General features: G+C 59.2%; 16 protein-coding genes and 5 pseudogenes. 11 read left to right on the top strand and 10 right to left on the bottom strand.

What is annotated here, in order from left to right:
• Nucleotides 1–112: 112 nt before the first annotated feature.
• A complete protein-coding gene (locus tag SB764_RS37050) occupies nucleotides 113–1,132 on the bottom strand; it encodes an IS110 family transposase (RefSeq protein ID WP_410866324.1) in 1,020 nt (339 codons plus the stop codon).
• 553 nt (nucleotides 1,133–1,685) lie between these two features.
• Nucleotides 1,686–2,120, bottom strand: coding sequence for a winged helix-turn-helix transcriptional regulator (locus SB764_RS37045; protein ID WP_074987733.1), 435 nt, complete (start codon nucleotides 2,118–2,120; stop codon nucleotides 1,686–1,688).
• Nucleotides 2,121–2,229: 109 nt separating this feature from the next.
• Between SB764_RS37045 and SB764_RS37040 the strand changes: the two genes are divergently transcribed.
• The 3 genes and pseudogenes from SB764_RS37040 to SB764_RS37030 form a co-directional block, all read left to right on the top strand.
• Entirely contained in the window at nucleotides 2,230–2,847 is a 618-nt protein-coding gene (locus SB764_RS37040) for an FMN-dependent NADH-azoreductase (protein WP_074987734.1), read from the top strand.
• Nucleotides 2,844–2,978 carry a hypothetical protein gene (locus tag SB764_RS37035; protein WP_260696539.1) on the top strand — a complete coding sequence of 45 codons (135 nt, stop codon included), beginning with the start codon at nucleotides 2,844–2,846 and terminating at the stop codon, nucleotides 2,976–2,978. Before SB764_RS37040 ends, SB764_RS37035 begins: the two co-directional genes overlap by 4 nt.
• A pseudogene (locus tag SB764_RS37030) lies at nucleotides 2,953–3,541 on the top strand (IS30 family transposase); the annotation flags it as partial. The gene SB764_RS37035 and the pseudogene SB764_RS37030, both read left to right, overlap by 26 nt.
• On the opposite strand, the pseudogene SB764_RS37025 reads toward SB764_RS37030, so the two are convergent.
• The 5 genes and pseudogenes from SB764_RS37025 to SB764_RS37005 all read right to left on the bottom strand — a co-directional run.
• A pseudogene (locus SB764_RS37025) lies at nucleotides 3,501–3,963 on the bottom strand (IS3 family transposase); the annotation flags it as partial. The pseudogenes SB764_RS37030 and SB764_RS37025 overlap by 41 nt on opposite strands.
• 236 nt (nucleotides 3,964–4,199) lie before the next feature.
• A pseudogene (locus tag SB764_RS37020) lies at nucleotides 4,200–4,322 on the bottom strand (ATP-binding protein); the annotation flags it as partial.
• Between the two features lie 8 nt (nucleotides 4,323–4,330).
• A pseudogene (locus tag SB764_RS37015) lies at nucleotides 4,331–4,756 on the bottom strand (IS21 family transposase); the annotation flags it as partial.
• Between the two features lie 11 nt (nucleotides 4,757–4,767).
• On the bottom strand, nucleotides 4,768–5,040 hold the full coding sequence (locus tag SB764_RS37010) for a YciI family protein (RefSeq protein WP_410866335.1): 273 nt from the start codon (nucleotides 5,038–5,040) through the stop codon (nucleotides 4,768–4,770).
• Nucleotides 5,041–5,569: 529 nt separating this feature from the next.
• Nucleotides 5,570–6,358, bottom strand: coding sequence for an NAD(P)H-dependent oxidoreductase (locus SB764_RS37005; RefSeq protein WP_410866323.1), 789 nt, complete (start codon nucleotides 6,356–6,358; stop codon nucleotides 5,570–5,572).
• A gap of 85 nt (nucleotides 6,359–6,443) precedes the next feature.
• Here SB764_RS37005 and SB764_RS37000 point away from each other — a divergent pair, with 85 nt between their 5' ends.
• Nucleotides 6,444–7,355, top strand: a complete 912-nt coding sequence (locus SB764_RS37000) for a LysR family transcriptional regulator (protein ID WP_410866322.1) — start codon at nucleotides 6,444–6,446, stop codon at nucleotides 7,353–7,355.
• A 65-nt stretch (nucleotides 7,356–7,420) separates the two neighbouring features.
• Here the strand turns inward: SB764_RS37000 and SB764_RS36995 are convergent, their stop codons facing one another.
• Nucleotides 7,421–7,747: a DUF1330 domain-containing protein gene (locus SB764_RS36995; RefSeq protein ID WP_124263405.1), complete on the bottom strand. Its 327-nt coding sequence runs from the start codon at nucleotides 7,745–7,747 to the stop codon at nucleotides 7,421–7,423.
• 18 nt (nucleotides 7,748–7,765) lie between these two features.
• Nucleotides 7,766–8,221, bottom strand: coding sequence for a universal stress protein (locus tag SB764_RS36990; protein WP_410866321.1), 456 nt, complete (start codon nucleotides 8,219–8,221; stop codon nucleotides 7,766–7,768).
• Between the two features lie 143 nt (nucleotides 8,222–8,364).
• On the opposite strand from SB764_RS36990, the gene SB764_RS36985 reads away from it, so the two are divergent.
• The 7 genes from SB764_RS36985 (at nucleotide 8,365) to SB764_RS36955 (ending at nucleotide 15,220) form a co-directional block, all read left to right on the top strand.
• Nucleotides 8,365–9,300 carry a LysR family transcriptional regulator gene (locus SB764_RS36985; RefSeq protein ID WP_110388927.1) on the top strand — a complete coding sequence of 312 codons (936 nt, stop codon included), beginning with the start codon at nucleotides 8,365–8,367 and terminating at the stop codon, nucleotides 9,298–9,300.
• Nucleotides 9,301–9,481: 181 nt separating this feature from the next.
• Entirely contained in the window at nucleotides 9,482–11,080 is a 1,599-nt protein-coding gene (locus tag SB764_RS36980) for an MFS transporter (RefSeq protein ID WP_410866320.1), read from the top strand.
• A gap of 27 nt (nucleotides 11,081–11,107) precedes the next feature.
• Nucleotides 11,108–12,181, top strand: coding sequence for an HlyD family secretion protein (locus tag SB764_RS36975; RefSeq protein ID WP_410866319.1), 1,074 nt, complete (start codon nucleotides 11,108–11,110; stop codon nucleotides 12,179–12,181).
• Nucleotides 12,178–13,725 (top strand): efflux transporter outer membrane subunit, encoded by a 1,548-nt coding sequence (locus SB764_RS36970; RefSeq protein WP_410866318.1) that lies wholly within the window; start codon nucleotides 12,178–12,180, stop codon nucleotides 13,723–13,725. The genes SB764_RS36975 and SB764_RS36970 overlap by 4 nt, the downstream gene beginning before the upstream one ends.
• Before the next feature lie 2 nt (nucleotides 13,726–13,727).
• Nucleotides 13,728–14,135, top strand: a complete 408-nt coding sequence (locus SB764_RS36965) for a hypothetical protein (RefSeq protein ID WP_074987869.1) — start codon at nucleotides 13,728–13,730, stop codon at nucleotides 14,133–14,135.
• Nucleotides 14,136–14,246: 111 nt separating this feature from the next.
• Nucleotides 14,247–14,483, top strand: a complete 237-nt coding sequence (locus SB764_RS36960) for a LysR family transcriptional regulator (RefSeq protein ID WP_410866317.1) — start codon at nucleotides 14,247–14,249, stop codon at nucleotides 14,481–14,483.
• Entirely contained in the window at nucleotides 14,480–15,220 is a 741-nt protein-coding gene (locus SB764_RS36955; protein ID WP_410866316.1) for a LysR substrate-binding domain-containing protein, read from the top strand. Before SB764_RS36960 ends, SB764_RS36955 begins: the two co-directional genes overlap by 4 nt.
• A 71-nt stretch (nucleotides 15,221–15,291) precedes the next feature.
• On the opposite strand, the pseudogene SB764_RS36950 reads toward SB764_RS36955, so the two are convergent.
• Nucleotides 15,292–15,413 (bottom strand): annotated as a pseudogene (locus SB764_RS36950) (IS5/IS1182 family transposase); the annotation flags it as partial.

Here is a 15,413-nt window from a genome sequence, read left to right as displayed (position 1 = left end):
TTTTCAGGCTTTGTGAGTCCCAGGTCCTACCTGTCTTGTCATCACACTCGAATGCCGCCGCAACTTTTGACGTTCCATCCCTTTCGGCACAACCTGCGCCAGAGCAGAGAAATCAGGCTGGTTTAACGCTTTCGTAGTCCATCCGGTAAGGCCGTTGATGCGCCAGCATTGCCCAGATTATTCGGGCAAGCTTGTTAGCCATCGCCACGATGACTACGTTCAACGGACGCCGCTCTTTCATCTGCACTACCCATGGACCTGGCTCCTTCACGCGATAGACAATGCTCCTAGCGCCGTGGACGAGCAAAGTCCTGAGATAGGTGTCACCTCGCTTACTTATTCCCTGCAGCTCGACTTTTCCTCCAGAACCCGTCTGTTTCGGTACGAGACCGAGCCACGCAGCGAACTCGCGGCCGGATCTGAACGCTTTGGCATGTCCCATCGTAGCCACCGCAGCGGTTGCTGTTAGCACACCTACGCCCGGAATTGCCGAAATTGCTTTAGCAGACTGGTCATCCTTCATCCACACGTGCAAACGGCGCTCGATCTGACAGATCTGCCGGTCCAGGTTATCCAGACCCTTCCATTGTTCACGCAACGTCTCGATCAAGATCGCTGGCAAGCGTCGCGACAACCTTTCCAGAACTCCCACGATCGATTTGTCCAACGCCGCCCGACCGACGCCCATCACCTCGCCGTATTCAGTGAGCAATCCACGGAGGCTGTTGATCTGCATCGTTCGGAACTTCACTAGTTGCTGCCGCATACGATGCAATGCGAGCACTGCCTGCTGGGCCTCGGTCTTTACAGCAACTTCCTTGCTCGCTATCTGCGCCGCCATCCAGATGGCGCGTGCATCGGCCGCGTCGTTCTTGTTTCGGATGTTGAACGCCTTGACGAATTTCGCTGGCATCAACTTCACCTGGTGGCCCATTTCGATCAAACGCCGCGCCCAGTGTTGGGATCCGCAGCAGGATTCCATCCCGATGAGACAAGGCTTGCGATTCGCGAAATATTCGAGAAACGCAGCCCGCTTGATAGGTCTGTTCACGATCTCGCCGGTTTCCGGATCCACCCAATGCACCTGCATTACGTTCTTTGCGATGTCCACACCCACGATCGTATGCGTCATGATGGATCCTCCGGCAGAGTTGACCAATATGAACACCGAACTATTCCGTAGCGGCCGCCGGCCATTGACGTGCTGCCGACGCGACACATCGCGATGGGTGGGAGGCGTTCATATCATTCACCGCGGCTGACCCGGCCCGGTGCCAAAAGACTGGCGCTGAGGCGACACGGCCGCGCCTCGCCGCCCTTGGCGAACTTCCGATATCGACCGACTCCGGTCAGACAACTTGCTCCAAACCGGTCAGTCAGCCCAATCCAGATTTTGCAAACTGGAGTGCCACTAAGCGGCCGTTGGCGACCTCACCCAATCGGCCATGAAGCGTCATCGGTCTGCGTCGACGGCGTGACGTCGAGGCGTCCCGTTTGGCTCAGGGAACGGACATCCAAGTCATGCCATGCGACTTTCTTGATCGGCCATGGCCGACTCCTGGTCGGATAGATCGGAAAATGCAGCGCCTGCGCACCCAAGAGAGATCGGCAATGGGACAGGTCCCAGCGCAAGCCGTCAGTTGGATTCGTCGCTGTGTTTGCACAAGCCTACAGCCCAGGCTCGTTTATCGACGCTGGTAGACGACGCCTTGAATCAGGACCTGATCCGGCTCCAGCTCCTCGTCAAAACGTTTATGCGCCTCGGCAATGGCAACTTGATTCTCGCTCGCCCAGTTGACCAACGCCATGACAGGCTTCAACAGCGTTCTTCCCATGTCAGTGAGTTCGTAATCGACACGCGGAGGAATCGTTGGATACATCGTTCGCGTTATCAGTCCGTCGCGTTCCAGTCTGCGCAAGGTCAGTGTCAGCATCCGCTGGGAAATGCCGTCGATGCCACGTTTCAATTCATTGAAGCGTCGCGGACCATTGGCCAACGTAGCGACAATGTAGAGGCTCCACTTGTCGCCGATGCGATCCAGGATTTCGCGGGTTGCCAGGCAGCCGCCAGCGTCAGGTGCAGGCATATCGACGGGTAGCACGATGTGACTAAGTGACATGCGTGTGCCTTCTTGTGGGGAAGCGGTAGGAACCATACCATCCTTCGTATGCATAGGTAAGGCAGAATCAATATCTGACTTAGTTCTTATTTTATACCTAGGAGTCGTCATGAGCCACACCCTGCTTGTTACCTCCAGCCCGCGCGGGACTGACAGCCTGTCCACCCGTTTCGCCACCGAAATCGCCGAAGGCATCCAGACCCGTTCGGGCGGCCCGCTGACCGTGCGCGACCTGACCGCGAATCCGCCGCCGCACATCACGCCGGCCTACATCCAGGGCCGGATCACGTCGCCCGAAGATCGCACGCCGGAACAGGTCGAGGCAGTTAAGGTCGCGCAAGATCTGGTCGACGAGTTGAAGCTCGCCGACGTGATCGTGCTCGGTTCGGGCATGATCAACTTCGGTCCGTCCTCGCAGCTCAAGGCGTGGTTCGATCACGTCACCTGGCCGCGCGTCACCTTCGGCTACGGCGAGACTGGGCCGAAGGGGCTGCTGACCGGCAAAAAGGTCTATCTCGTAACCGCTGCCGGCGGCGTGTTCTCGGAGGGTGCCTGGGCACCGTTCGACTTTCAGACCAACTATCTGCTGCACCTGCTCGGTTTCATCGGCCTGACCGACGTTGAAGTGGTGCGTGTCGAAGGCACGGTGTTGGGTCCCGATGCGGCGAAGGCCGCCGTCGCCAACACCGAAACGGCCATCAAAGCCTTGTTGGCGAAGGCTGCGTGACATCCATGGCCGGGATAAAAACCATTGCGCTGTTCGGTGCGACCGGGCCGACCGGAAGGCACACCATCGAGGAGGCCTTGAAGCGGGGCTACAACCTGTCGGTCTATAAAGGACACCGTATCGATCAGTGAACGCCCCGCGAGCGTTGAAGATCGTGCAGTACCGGGCCACTGGGAAGGTGATCCGCTGTGCGGTAGCGGCAGCAGCCAGATCGCGACGCTCGTCGAGCGCCAGACGCGTTACGTTATGCTGGTCAGGATAGCGAGCAAGGATAGCGAAACGGTCGCCAATGCACTCATCAAACACGCTTTAAAACTGCCGCAGGAGCTCCAAGTCGCTGACATGGGATCGGGGAACAGAGATGGCCGCACACAAACGCTTTACCGTGGCTACCGACATACAGGTCTACTTCTGCGATCCCCAGCATCCATGGCAACGCGGATCAAATGAAAACACGAACGGGCCGTTAAGACAGTACTTCCCTAAAGGCACCGATCTGTCCGTGTATTCGCAGGTCAAACTCAACGCTGTGGCCAGGCGATTGAACGAGCGTCCAAGAAACACCCTGAACTACGAAACGCCCGCCGAACGGTTCCAGCAAACTATTGCATCCACCGGTTCAATGACCCTGCCTCATTTCCACGTACAGCAGATCATGCAGCGATCAACGCGGCCTCGAAGTCGACGGGAGTAAGAAACCCTATCGAGGTGTGCAGGCGCTCTCGATTGTAATAGCCCTCGATCCAGTCGACGATATCAAGACGAGCCTGTGCTCGCGTTTCGTAGTGAACCTGATAGATTCTCTCGACTTTCAGGGTCTTGAAGAAGCTTTCCATCGGGGCGTTGTCCCACGCATTGGCACGACGGCTCATGGAGATCGTTGCCTTGAATCCGGCGGCCAGTTTCCGGTATGCCCGGCTTGCGTATTGGGCCCCCTCTGTCGGAGTGTAATAGCAGTCCCGGTGCCGGTTTGCGTTGCCAGCACGCGCTGCGAAGTGCCTGGCAAACCAGCTCGGCGTCGATGCGTTCGGACATTGACCAGCCCACTATGCCCCGACTCCCCAGATCGAGAATCGCCGCAAGATACAGCCAGCCTTCGCCGGTCCTGAGTGGAGTAAGAGACCGGGCGTAGTCGAGCTATCTCCCGGCCTCTCCTCCCCGAACCGGACTTGCACCTCTCAGCGCATCCGGCTCTCCATTCAAGCGTTGCTCATAGCAAAGGCGACATCGGCATAGCGCGATTCGATGGTGCTGCGTGTCTTGTCGCGCATGATGTACGGATTTTCCGATGGGCTACGCCACCTGAACTGGCTCTTCCGACTGGTAACAAGACGCCGAAGCGCCACCGTCCCATACGCAAGTGACCGCACCTCGCGCTCAGCGATTTCGGCCTTGAGCAACCCGGCGAGCACGAGCGAAGCTGACTTGTAGGCCGGCGAGTCCTGCGCGGCGAGCTCGCCTAACGCCTGTGCCATACCGTGCAGCTTACCATCGCGCTGAACCGCGCGTTGACCTCGCGCACCTTGCCAGGACGCACCCGGTCGACGGCGGTCTTCATGTTGTCGTAGATGCCGCGGCGTGGAATGCCGCCCCAGGCGACGAACGCGTGATGATGCGCGTCGAACAGCATCTCGTGAGTCTGCAGCAGGTAGGCCCGCAGGAAGAAGGCCCGACTGTGGCTGAGCTTGAGTTGCGCGACCTGCAGCTTGGTACGCTCGCCGTTGATGACCGCCCAGTCCTCGCTCCAGTCGAACTGGAACGCTTCGCCTGCAGCAAACCGGAGGGGAACGAACGTTCCGCGTCCGGTCGTCTTCGCCTGCTCGTGTTGTTCCTGTCGCCAGCGTCGGGCAAATGCCGCGACCCGGTCATAGGAGCCGGTGAAGCCCAGTGCACAGAGGTCTGCGTGGATCGCCGCTCCTTCTACGTCGTCATTGATTCCACGGGCGGTGTAGCAAGAAGCGGCTCTAGCGTCGTACAAAATTTAGTGGGCTCAAATTCGATAACCCGATAGATCACAACGTGCTCCTGATAGAAGGGATCTTCCATGAGTACGTCGCAGAGTTCCTTCCGGCTCGCAGCATTAGCAAGGATCACACCGCCAGTCCGTGGTAACTGCGGGCCAGAAGCCAGAAAATGACCTGTTGCGTGGTGGCGGTCGAGGAAACGGCGACGCCCGTCGAGGTGACCCTCTATGGCAGACAGCGGTTGTATGCAGTTGAGAAGGACAATGAACGTGAGCTACTCAAGGTCGCTTGCTGGAGGAAATCTGACCAGCGCGCACTTTGCTCTTTGTGCCAGCGCTATGTCCCATTCGGGTCGTACAGGACGAACGCATGCGAGCTAAGTTATTCACCGATCAATATCCGCGCACATAGCGTAAGAGCGCAGCGTTATGTGTGGAATCGTCGCTTGTTGGAGAAGCTGATTTGTTCGTGGCGGAGCAGGAACTGAGAAACATGGAGCCAAGTACGACGGCGGCTGCGAAAACGATCCTGAACGGACTCATATCAAGGGGGGAGTAAGTCGAATCGGAAAAGTGCGCTGGACACGACGGCGAATGGAGTGGACCCTGCGTAGACAGTGTTCATACGTGTTGATGGGTATTCGAAGGCACTTGCCACCTACGTGAACTCGCCTATCCGCTGTCTTTGACCAAAGAACCTGCCCGTGTGGCTAAACCGGACAAGTTCCTGGTTGCGGCGTCAGGTACTTTTTGCAGGCACTAGGCGGCTTCTCCTTGATGGATGGAGAAGCCGGTGGCGCCGGGTGCTTCCAGTTCGGGGCGCAGCTGCATCGTTGGGATCACATAGTCGCCAAAGTTCTGGCGACGGTAGGGGATCGGTGCGGTCGTCGCAATCGTTCGCATCCGCTCGCGCAGGCGGTCGGACACAGCAAGGAAACCTGCGTCGTCAAGACGGTCAACCCGGTAGGCCACAAAGGGGGGGAGGACGGTGTAGCCTGGATAAAACAGGATGCCGTGGTTGATCGGGAAAAGCAGATCATCGATCGGTCCGTTGATGCCACGGGGCGAATAATGTTCCTCCCAGCCACCGGCCGTCACGATGAGCATTGCACGCTTCCCTTCGAGTTTGCCCTCGCCGTAGCGATCGCCCCAGCGCTTGTCGCTATGTTCGCCGGTACCATACGCAAATCCACATGCGTAGACACGGTCGACCCATCCCTTGAGGATGGCAGGCATCGTGAACCACCAGAGGGGAAACTGCAGGATCAGCGTGTCCGCCCAGAGCAGCTTTTCCTGTTCAGCCTGGACATCTTCCGTCAGGGCGTTTGCATTGAACCCCTGGGTCGATGCATTGGCAACGCGCAGGCGCGAATTCTGGTCGAGCGTCGGGAAATCGGAGCGGCTAACCTCTGATCTCCAGTTCATGGCATACAGATCCGATACGCGAACCTCATGTCCCTGTGCTTCGAGCTCCTGGACGGCGACGTCGCGCAGTGCACCGTTGAGGGATGTCGGCTCAGGATGGGCGTACACGATAAGGACTTTCATCTTTCTTCTCATTGATGGTGGAGCAATCAGGTTAATCATTGATCAGGTATATTGGAAATGACTTTCTGCGATACCTGCTATAGCCGTGGACAATCTGAAAAATCTCGACCTGAATCTCCTGCGTACGCTCAGCGTGTTGCTCGCGGAGCACAACGTCAGTCGCGCAGCAGAGCGGCTCCATCTTTCCCAGCCGTCAGTCAGCGTTCAGTTGGCAAAGCTCAGGGACGTGTTCAAGGATCCTTTGCTGTTGCCCGGGCCTCGCGGTATGCGGCCCACCGCGCGGGCGGAATCGTTGCGGGAGCCGCTTGCCGTGGCGCTTGAGGCACTGAATGAGGTCATGTCACCCCAGCAGCCTTTTGACCCATCCAGCGCAATCCTTACCTGGAAGATTGCGGCGACAGATTACAGCGAGGCGACGGTCCTGCTTCCCGCACTTCCCCTGCTGCGCGAATCAGCACCCAGCGCCCGACTCAGCGTTGTGCAGGTCGCGCCCCGGCTCATCGCAAGGCAATGTGAATTTGGCGAGCTCGATCTTGCGTTTCACACGGCCGACGAGGCGCCTGAAGGGCTGCGCCGCAGGACGTTGTTCAAGGAGCATTATGTCCTTGTCGGGCGGCCCGATCATCCGCGGCTCAAGCGACGTATCACGGTGGAGCAGTTCTGCAAACTCGATCATGTCGTCGTGTCGCCAGACGGAGGCGGATTCGCGGGCGTGACCGATGCCGCGTTGGCGCAAACAGGCCTGCACAGACGCGTCATGCTCTCGGTGCCGCATTTCACTTTCGTCAGGGACGTGCTGTCGCGCACCGATCTGGTGGCGATGCTGCCTTCGCGCCTGGTCAGCGCTGATGCTGGACTAAAGGTGGTACAGGCGCCCGTCGACGTTCCTGGATATGAGATGGTCATGCTGTGGCACGAGCGCCTGCATCGCGACCCGTCGCATCAATGGTTGCGTGAACTGATCTGGACTGCCATCAATACCGCAGGGCAGCGGTGAACCATCTAGCGGGCCTGCAAGGTCAGCGCCGTCCGCACCATGGCTGAAATGATACCGACGCCAATTCAGCCGATTAGCAGAAAGCGGCTGTCGAATGCTTCGTTGCGGATTGCATGCGCCTCCGCGTATTCCGGGCTGTCGTACCACTGGCGCGCCGCCTCCGCGCTCGGAAACTGGATGATCAGCGCGTGGGTGAAATTGTCCCCCATGTGTAGATATGCGGCGGGACCGCGCGCGAGTACGTGACCGCCATGGCTGGCAACGGAGGGCCCCGCGACCGCGCTATAGTGCTCTCGCTTCCTGTTGTCTTTATCCGCCATTTCCACGACGACAAACGCTGTCATAACGTCTACTTCCTGAAAAGATAACTCCACACAGATGAGAAGGATCACGGCGCCTGCTGCGCAGGCTTACAAATCGGGGGATGTTTCAACAAGAACCGGGCAGGGTGCACGCTCGAGGACCTTGTCTGCCGTGGACGGGGCAGTCAGACGTTGCAGCCTCGATAGATGGTGATGACCCATGATGATCAGGTCGGCGCGAAGGCGAGTCGCGTTTTTGACGATCGCATCGAACGGGTCACCGCCGAAGAGATGGCCTTCCACTTCGAATCCCATGCGATTGAGCGTCTCGACGGCTCCCGCAACAATCTGGCCGGCGCGTTCCGATTGCTCATTCGCGCGAGGGTAGGTCAATCCGTCGGGCTCAATGCCATGGGAATCCTCCGGAGACGTCAGATAGGCCGGATCGACCACACACATGACGTGCAACCGGGACTGGCCTGCAATGGCGGCCCGTGCGGCAAGCTGTACAACACGGACAGCCTGCGCAGTTCCGTCCAGCGGGATGAGCAGATCGTAGAACATGGCGGAACGCGAAAGGGGAGTGGAGCTTCGATTGTGCCCGTCGAGAGAACTTCGGAAAATGTCGTGCGATGCACTTGTGCAGTGCGTCTGACGCACGATATGTCCGACGCAGGCGCTGATAGAAGTAACTATACTTTGCCGTCATGCAATCACCTGACCTTAATCTTCTGTTCGCGCTCGACGTATTGCTCGAAGAGGGTTCCGTCGTGTCCGCGGCACGCCGTATGAATCTGAGCGCGCCCGCAATGAGTCGCACCCTGGCACGCATTCGTGAAACCATTGACGACCCTATTTTTGTGAAGGTTGGGCGCAAGATGGTGCCCACGCCGCGTGCACTCGCACTGCGCGAGCAGGTCCGTCAGGCGGTGCAGGGCGCCCGCCGGCTGCTCGAGCCTGAGCGGGAGGTTGACCTGTCCTCCCTCAAGCGGAATTTCAATCTGCACGCGAACGATGTCTTCATTAGCGCATTCGGTCAGGCGTTGATGGAACGGGTATGTGCCGAAGCGCCGCATGTGCTGTTGCGTTTCTCGCCGGAGCGGGAAACGGAAGACACGGTGCTGGAGGACGGCAAGGTCGATCTGTATATCAGCGCCATGCGTCCGATGGGGACGGACGTACATGTCCAGTCGCTTTTCACGACGAAATTCGTTGGGATGGCTCGCGATGAGCATCCCATATTCGAACACGAAATCACCCCGGAACGTTTCGCGAGATACGACCAGATCAGTGTCTCCCGCCGTGGACGTGCAAGCGGCCCGATTGACGCCGCCCTGCAGCGTCTTGGTCTTTCCAGGCGTGTGTCGCTGGTGGCTCCCACATTTCATTCTGGCGTTTTCATGCTCGGGAGTTCAGACCTGATCCTGACCGTGCCCGAGCACGTTGCATGGGCCGTACGGCGGATGGGCGTGCGGGCGCGTCATTTTGAGCTGCCACTTCCGCTGGAAACGGTGGTGGTGGTTCAGGCATGGCATCCCCGATTTCAGAGCGACAGTGCGCATCAATGGCTCCGGCGTATCGTTCGCGAACTCTGCTCCGGAGAGGCCGGTGCTATACCGGGCGCGATGATGTTCTCTAGATAAGTGCGCCAGACGCACGGCAGGAGTGCAAAGATTTCAATTTTCGGATTGCTCCACCGTATCTAGACTGACCGCATTCGATGTCGTCTGTGGAAGGTGAAACGGTGAAGACTTTTCCGATATCAGTTGACGCTGTCGTGGCCTCCACACGCTGCGTATGCGTGGGCCAGGCGTGGAGGCGAACGTGAGTAGCGTCGCACTTTCGCCCGCGCCGGCTGCGTCCGCGCCGATCGCCCCAGCCGGTGGTGCCGCGCCACCCGCATTTGGTGCACGAATTCTCGTGGGCATGGGCGGGGTTCTCCTGGCCGTTGTGACCGCCCAACTGAACGATCACGTGACCGAGATTGCGATGGCCGATGTGCGTGGCGCCATGGGGATCAGTTACGACGATGCGTCATGGCTGTCCACGCTCTATCAGGTAACCCAGGTTACGGCGATGATGTTTGCGCCGTGGTGCGCGACGACGTTTTCACTCAGGCGTTTTACGATTGGTGCGGTCGCTGTTTTTGCCGTGCTGGGGCTCATTTTTCCATTTGCCCCTTCCACTGCGGCACTCTTCACATTGCGTGCATTGCAGGGATTCGCAGGAGGGTGTCTGCCACCGATGCTGATGACGGTCGCGCTGCGATTTCTGCCTCCTGGAATCAAGATCTACGGACTTGGTGCCTATGCGCTCACGGCAACCTTCGCGCCAAATCTTGGGACACCACTCGCGGCATTGTGGACAGAATACGTTGGCTGGCGATTCCTGTTCTGGGAGATCGCGCCCCTCGGCTTGCTGTCGATACTCATGATTGCATGGGGACTTCCGCAGGATCCCCTGCGGCTCGAGCGATGCCGCCAGTTCGATTGGCGCGGCCTGGTCCTTGGCTTTCCTGCGGTCGGAATGCTCATTGCGGCGCTGGGCCAGGGGACGCGGCTGGGTTGGACGGACTCTCCGTTGATCTGCCTGTTGTTTGTCGCTTCGGCGATCCTGCTCGTGCTGTTTCTGGTGAACGAATGGTTTCACCCGTTGCCGTTCTTCAAGATCCAGTTGCTGGCGCGCATGAATCTGACCCATGCGTTGATTACGCTTGGTGGCGTACTGCTGATCTTTGTTGCAGTCGCCGGTATCCCGGCGGCCTACCTTGCGGAAGTGAAGGGTTATCGGCCCTTGCAAAGCGCGCCTCTTTCGTTATGCTTAGCGCTGCCGCAACTGCTGGCGCTTCCCATCGTCGCGGCCTTGTGTAACGTACGTGCGATTGACTGCCGCTGGATTCTTGCCACGGGGATCGGCCTCATTGTGTTGACGTGCGGCATCGGTAGCAATCTCACATCGGACTGGACGCGCGAGAACTTTTACGTCCTGCAGATCATCCAGATATTCGCCCAGCCGATGTCGGTGATTCCAATTCTCGTACTGGCGACCAACGGGCTGGCGCCCGCCGAGGGGCCGTTTGCTTCCGCCTGGTTTAACACGATCAAGGGGCTCGCATCGGTAGTGGGAACTGGCGTGACCGAAGGGTTCTTCACCATGCGCGAGCATTTCCATTCCAACGTACTCGTTGACCAGCTAGGCAACCGGCCACTGGCTCTGACCGGGATGAACGATGGATTGACCCGTGCGGCGGAACTCTCGCACCCGGCGTTGCTGCCACTTCTCGACGACCGGATACGTGAGCAGGCGCTGGTTCTTGCTTCAGCGGATGTCTTCCGGCTGATGGCACTCATTGCGGTTGCGCTCATCGTGCTGATCCCGCTCCTCGCACCCCGTGTCTATCCTCCCAGCGCCGTCGCGAAGTAGTGCGACCTGAGAACGATTTTATTAGCCATGTCCGAATCAATTAAAAAACGAAAGCTGTATATCGCCGCTGCCGCCATCCTGACTGCGGTTGTCGTATCGGCTGCAATTGCCGGTTTTGGTCGGTCTTCGTCATCAGAGGCCACCAATGACGCGTATGTGACTGCCGACTACACGGTCGTTGCACCGCGTGTGGCCGGGCAGATCACGGGGCTGCTGGTGGAGGACAACCAGGTTGTCCATCAGGGACAACTCCTCGCGCAGATCGACGACAGGGACTACAGGGCCGCTGTCGCTTCTGCAGAGGCGAACGTGGCCATGGCGAAAGCCGCTATCGACAATGCGTCAACAAGTATCGTGCAGCAGCAGTCTGTCATTGATCAGGCGAATGCAGCGCTTGCGGCTGCCCACGCGAACTACACATTCGCCCGGGCGGACTACAGCCGCTACACGGACCTGGCTAGCCGCGGTGCCGGCAGCGTACAGAACGCACAACAGGCGCAGTCGCGCATCGATACGGCGCAGGCAGATGTTGCCCGCAACCTGGCTACTGTCAAGGCCGCACGGCAGCAGGTCGCCGTGCTGCAGTCAGTCAGGGATCGCGGCCAGGCGGCGCTGGGCCAGGCGTCGGCGGCACTCGACACGGCTCGCCTGAATCTTTCATGGACGCGTATCGTTGCGCCAGTTGACGGCATGGTTGGCCGGCGCTCGGTGCGCCTTGGGGCATACGTGACTGCAGGCACCCCTATGCTTGCCGTGGTTCCATTGCAGAAGGCCTATGTCGTCGCCAATTTCCAGGAGACGCAGCTGACGTCCGTGCGGCGTGGGCAGACCGCCGATATCCATGTCGATACGTTTCCCGGAGCTGTGCTGCACGGAACGGTCGACAGTCTGGCACCTGCCACGGGGGTGACCTTTGCCCCGATCGCACCGGATAACGCGACGGGAAACTTCACCAAGATCGTCCAGCGCGTTCCGGTGAAAATCCTGCTGCGTCCCGGGCAACCCGAACTGGAACGCCTTCGCGTAGGCATGTCAGTCGAGGTAACCATCCAGACGGGCGATTCGGGTGGGCAGGGTAACACGGGAGGCATTCAGCAATGAGCCCGTATATTGCCCGAGTGGCTGGCGCGGTGTTGCTGACAACGTTAGCCGGTTGCATGGTTGGTCCGGACTATCACGAGCCCCAGACGGCGTTGCCGTCGCAGTGGACGCGGCAGGTCAAACAGGAGGCGGAGCCGGCGCACAGTCATGCTGTCCCGGACAATGTCGACGCGCAGTGGTGGACCGTATTCTCGGACACCGAACTCTCTTCGCTTGTTCAGCGTGTGGCGGGCGCAAACCTCGATGTCAAGGTCGCCACCCAACGGTTAATGCAGGCGCGAGCAGCCCGCCGCATGACCGGGGCAGACGCCATGCCCGCACTCGAGGGAACGGCTTCGTATCAACATTCGCGCTCGAGCCAGAACGGGCTCGTGGACATTTCAGGTCTGAATGGCCAGCATGACTATAACGTCTGGCAGCCGGGGATCGACGCCTCGTGGGAACTGGACCTCTGGGGGCGCGTGCGTCGCGAGATCGAATCCGCCGACGCGTCGGTACAGGCAACTGCCGATTTGAGGCGCGATGTCCTGCTTTCGGCGATCGCCGAGACGGCGAGCGATTACATCCAGCTCAGGGGCGTACAGGCGCAACAGGCGGTCGTTGAGCAAAACCTCGAAATCGCACGCCAAAGCCTGAAGCTCACCCAGATCCGCTTTACCGACGGGGTAGCAACCCACCTTGAGACTGCGCAGGCAGCAGCGCAGGTGAGCGGCATCGAAGCGCGCCTGCCGGTGCTTGAAAACCAGCGGGTTCATCTCGTCAATGCCCTGAGTTTCCTGCTCGGTGAACCCCCGCGAACGCTCGAGGGCGAACTCGACGCCGTCCACGCCATTCCCCCTGTGCCGCCACGTGTGCCAGTGGGGTTGCCCTCCCAACTGGCAGAGCGTCGGCCGGATATCCGCGAGGCAGAGGCACATTTGCATGCGGTAACTGCGGACATCGGTGTTGCCGTTGGCGACTTTTACCCACGGATCACACTCTCGGCGAACCTGAGTCTTCAGGCCATGCATTTCGGAGACCTCGACGAGTGGAGTTCGCGCATGTTCGGGGTAGGACCGGCGCTGAGCGTTCCGCTTTTCGAGGGTGGCCGGCTCAAAGGGCAACTCGAACTGCGCAAGGCACAACAGCGCGAGGCAATGATCGAGTACCAGCGCACCGTGCTCAATGCCTGGCATGAGGTCGATAACGCCATGAGCGACTATGACACACGGCAGACACGGGAGGAGAAACTTGATGCAACGGAGGCGCAGGATAGTGAGGCACTTGAGAATGCACGTCGTCAGTACGTTGCGGGTGCGACGGATTTCCTCAACGTGTTGACCGTCCAGCGCGACCTGCTGGATACGCAGCAAGCCAGGGTTGCCAGTACTACTGACGTATCACTCGCACTGGTCGGCCTTTACAAAGCTCTGGGGGGCGGGTGGGAAACGAGCTTTCCCCCTGCTCCAGAGGCTGCAAAGGTCGGCGCTGCCACGCGTGGCGAACTCGTGAGCAGTGGCGCGAGCGCTTCAGGCGAATCCGCGCGGCACCCTGATCTGGAGTAGCGATGAGCGGTCTCGACACTTCCCACTTTGTCGTGCTTGACGTCAGCGCGTTTCCTGTTGTTACAGTGAATAACGAGGCAATCGTTACTGGCTACGGGAAGCGTTGGACATCTGAAATGGATGCACTGATCGCGCTTGGCCATCCTTTTGCGATCGTCTACCGGGGAGCGATCTCGGATGAGTCTGCGGAGGACTACGCGCAGAGAGGACAGTGGCTCGTGAGGAACAGGGCCGTTGTGGCGAGACTTTGCCGGGTTCTTGTCGTCGTTGAGCCGGATGAGATCCTGCGCGAGAAGGCCCGGGTGCGGGGGCGAGAGATTGCGAAAGCGTTTGGCGTCCCTCACAGGGCCGTGGCGACGATGGATGAGGCGGCTGACATCCTGTTTTATCGCATACGCGACGCCGATTAGCCTGGGGCAGTTTGAGTCTGAAATGGGTTCGGTATTACCTGGCGATCTGGTGTAACGCAGTATGGGGAAGACAGAAATATTCTCTTTCTCTCGCTGAACTGAGGAGTTTATATGGATCGCTTTGACGCCATGAGGGCCTTTGTGCGTGTGGTTGACGCGCGCGGATTCACGAAAGCTGCCGAGGCCCTGAATCTGAACACGGGAACCGTTTCCCGCATGGTCCAGATCCTGGAGGAGCAGACCAATGTGAGGTTGCTGAACCGAACTACGAGGAGTGTCAGTCCAACCCCGAGGGGCAAACTTACTATGAGGCGTGTGTCCGGGTGCTGGAGCAGGTGGACAGCATGAATGAGGAGGCGATGTCGGCGGCCCAGAGTCCCGAGGGACGGATCAAGGTTGGCATGCCAGCAATCTTTGCGCGAGGGTTGGTCATACCTGCATTGCCGTCGCTGCTGGATGCGTACCCGGGGCTGGATATCGAACTGGCCATATCGGATGAGCAGTTCAGTCTCGCCCAGGAGGCCATGGACTGCACCGTCAGGATTGGACCCATCCGCGAATCGCGTGTGGTGGCGAAAGAGGTTGCGCGAATGTCTCATGCATTGTGCGCGGCACCGTCTTACCTGAGACGCAAGGGATTGCCACGCACTGTCGCCGAACTGGACGATCACCATGCAGTCGCACTCAATCATGGTGACAGGAACACGCAGAAGCCCTGGGAGCCGGCCGGAGTCATTGCAGCAGTGTCGACGAAGAGCCGGATCATCGTAGACGATGCAGAGGCAATGATTTCCTGTGCAGTTTCAGGACTCGGCATTGTCTCGGCATACCGGCTGGCTCTCTGGCCATACATTGAGAAAGGTCTGCTTGCTGAGATACCGATTGATTGCGGTCTCGTCGACGCGCCGGTGAGCATCGTGTTTTATCCAAGTCGCCATTTGCCAAGCAAGATTCGTCTCTTTATCGACTGGCTTGGTGAGGTTCTCGCCGAAGGTGTACGGATTGCGGAAGCCGGTTGCGACATGGCGGCGCCGGCGGTTATGGCTCCCGGGACCGGGCAGTTTAGCCGCAGTGTATCGGCATGATGCAGGAAGGAAGGTTCGTTTCACCTGCTTGGCCAACTGTTGCGACCAAGACCGTAAGATCTTAGAGCGTGTTAGGCACTTGTATTAAGGGCTGCGAAGTGGACAAGCATAAGCATGGCGAATACGACGAAATGCAGACCAGCCAGGGTTTCGGGCAATCGCTCATAGTCTCGGGCCAACCGGCGGAAGCGGT

Source organism: Paraburkholderia sp. SIMBA_027 (assembly GCF_046535315.1).
Classification (GTDB): Bacteria; Pseudomonadota; Gammaproteobacteria; order Burkholderiales; family Burkholderiaceae; genus Paraburkholderia; species Paraburkholderia tropica.
Note: the sequence above shows the minus strand (reverse complement) of the source record. Positions and strands in the feature narration are given on the sequence as shown.

Excerpts from the sequence above, each read along its gene's own strand:
- SB764_RS37050 (WP_410866324.1), bottom strand. The coding sequence starts at position 1,132 with ATGACGCATACGATCGTGGGTGTGGACATCGCAAAGAACGTAATGCAG.
- SB764_RS37045 (WP_074987733.1), bottom strand. The coding sequence starts at position 2,120 with ATGTCACTTAGTCACATCGTGCTACCCGTCGATATGCCTGCACCTGAC.
- SB764_RS37040 (WP_074987734.1), top strand. The coding sequence starts at position 2,230 with ATGAGCCACACCCTGCTTGTTACCTCCAGCCCGCGCGGGACTGACAGC.
- SB764_RS37005 (WP_410866323.1), bottom strand. The coding sequence starts at position 6,358 with ATGAAAGTCCTTATCGTGTACGCCCATCCTGAGCCGACATCCCTCAAC.
- SB764_RS36990 (WP_410866321.1), bottom strand. The coding sequence starts at position 8,221 with ATGTTCTACGATCTGCTCATCCCGCTGGACGGAACTGCGCAGGCTGTC.
- SB764_RS36985 (WP_110388927.1), top strand. The coding sequence starts at position 8,365 with ATGCAATCACCTGACCTTAATCTTCTGTTCGCGCTCGACGTATTGCTC.
- SB764_RS36975 (WP_410866319.1), top strand. The coding sequence starts at position 11,108 with ATGTCCGAATCAATTAAAAAACGAAAGCTGTATATCGCCGCTGCCGCC.
- SB764_RS36970 (WP_410866318.1), top strand. The coding sequence starts at position 12,178 with ATGAGCCCGTATATTGCCCGAGTGGCTGGCGCGGTGTTGCTGACAACG.
- SB764_RS36965 (WP_074987869.1), top strand. The coding sequence starts at position 13,728 with ATGAGCGGTCTCGACACTTCCCACTTTGTCGTGCTTGACGTCAGCGCG.
- SB764_RS36960 (WP_410866317.1), top strand. The coding sequence starts at position 14,247 with ATGGATCGCTTTGACGCCATGAGGGCCTTTGTGCGTGTGGTTGACGCG.
- SB764_RS36955 (WP_410866316.1), top strand. The coding sequence starts at position 14,480 with ATGAATGAGGAGGCGATGTCGGCGGCCCAGAGTCCCGAGGGACGGATC.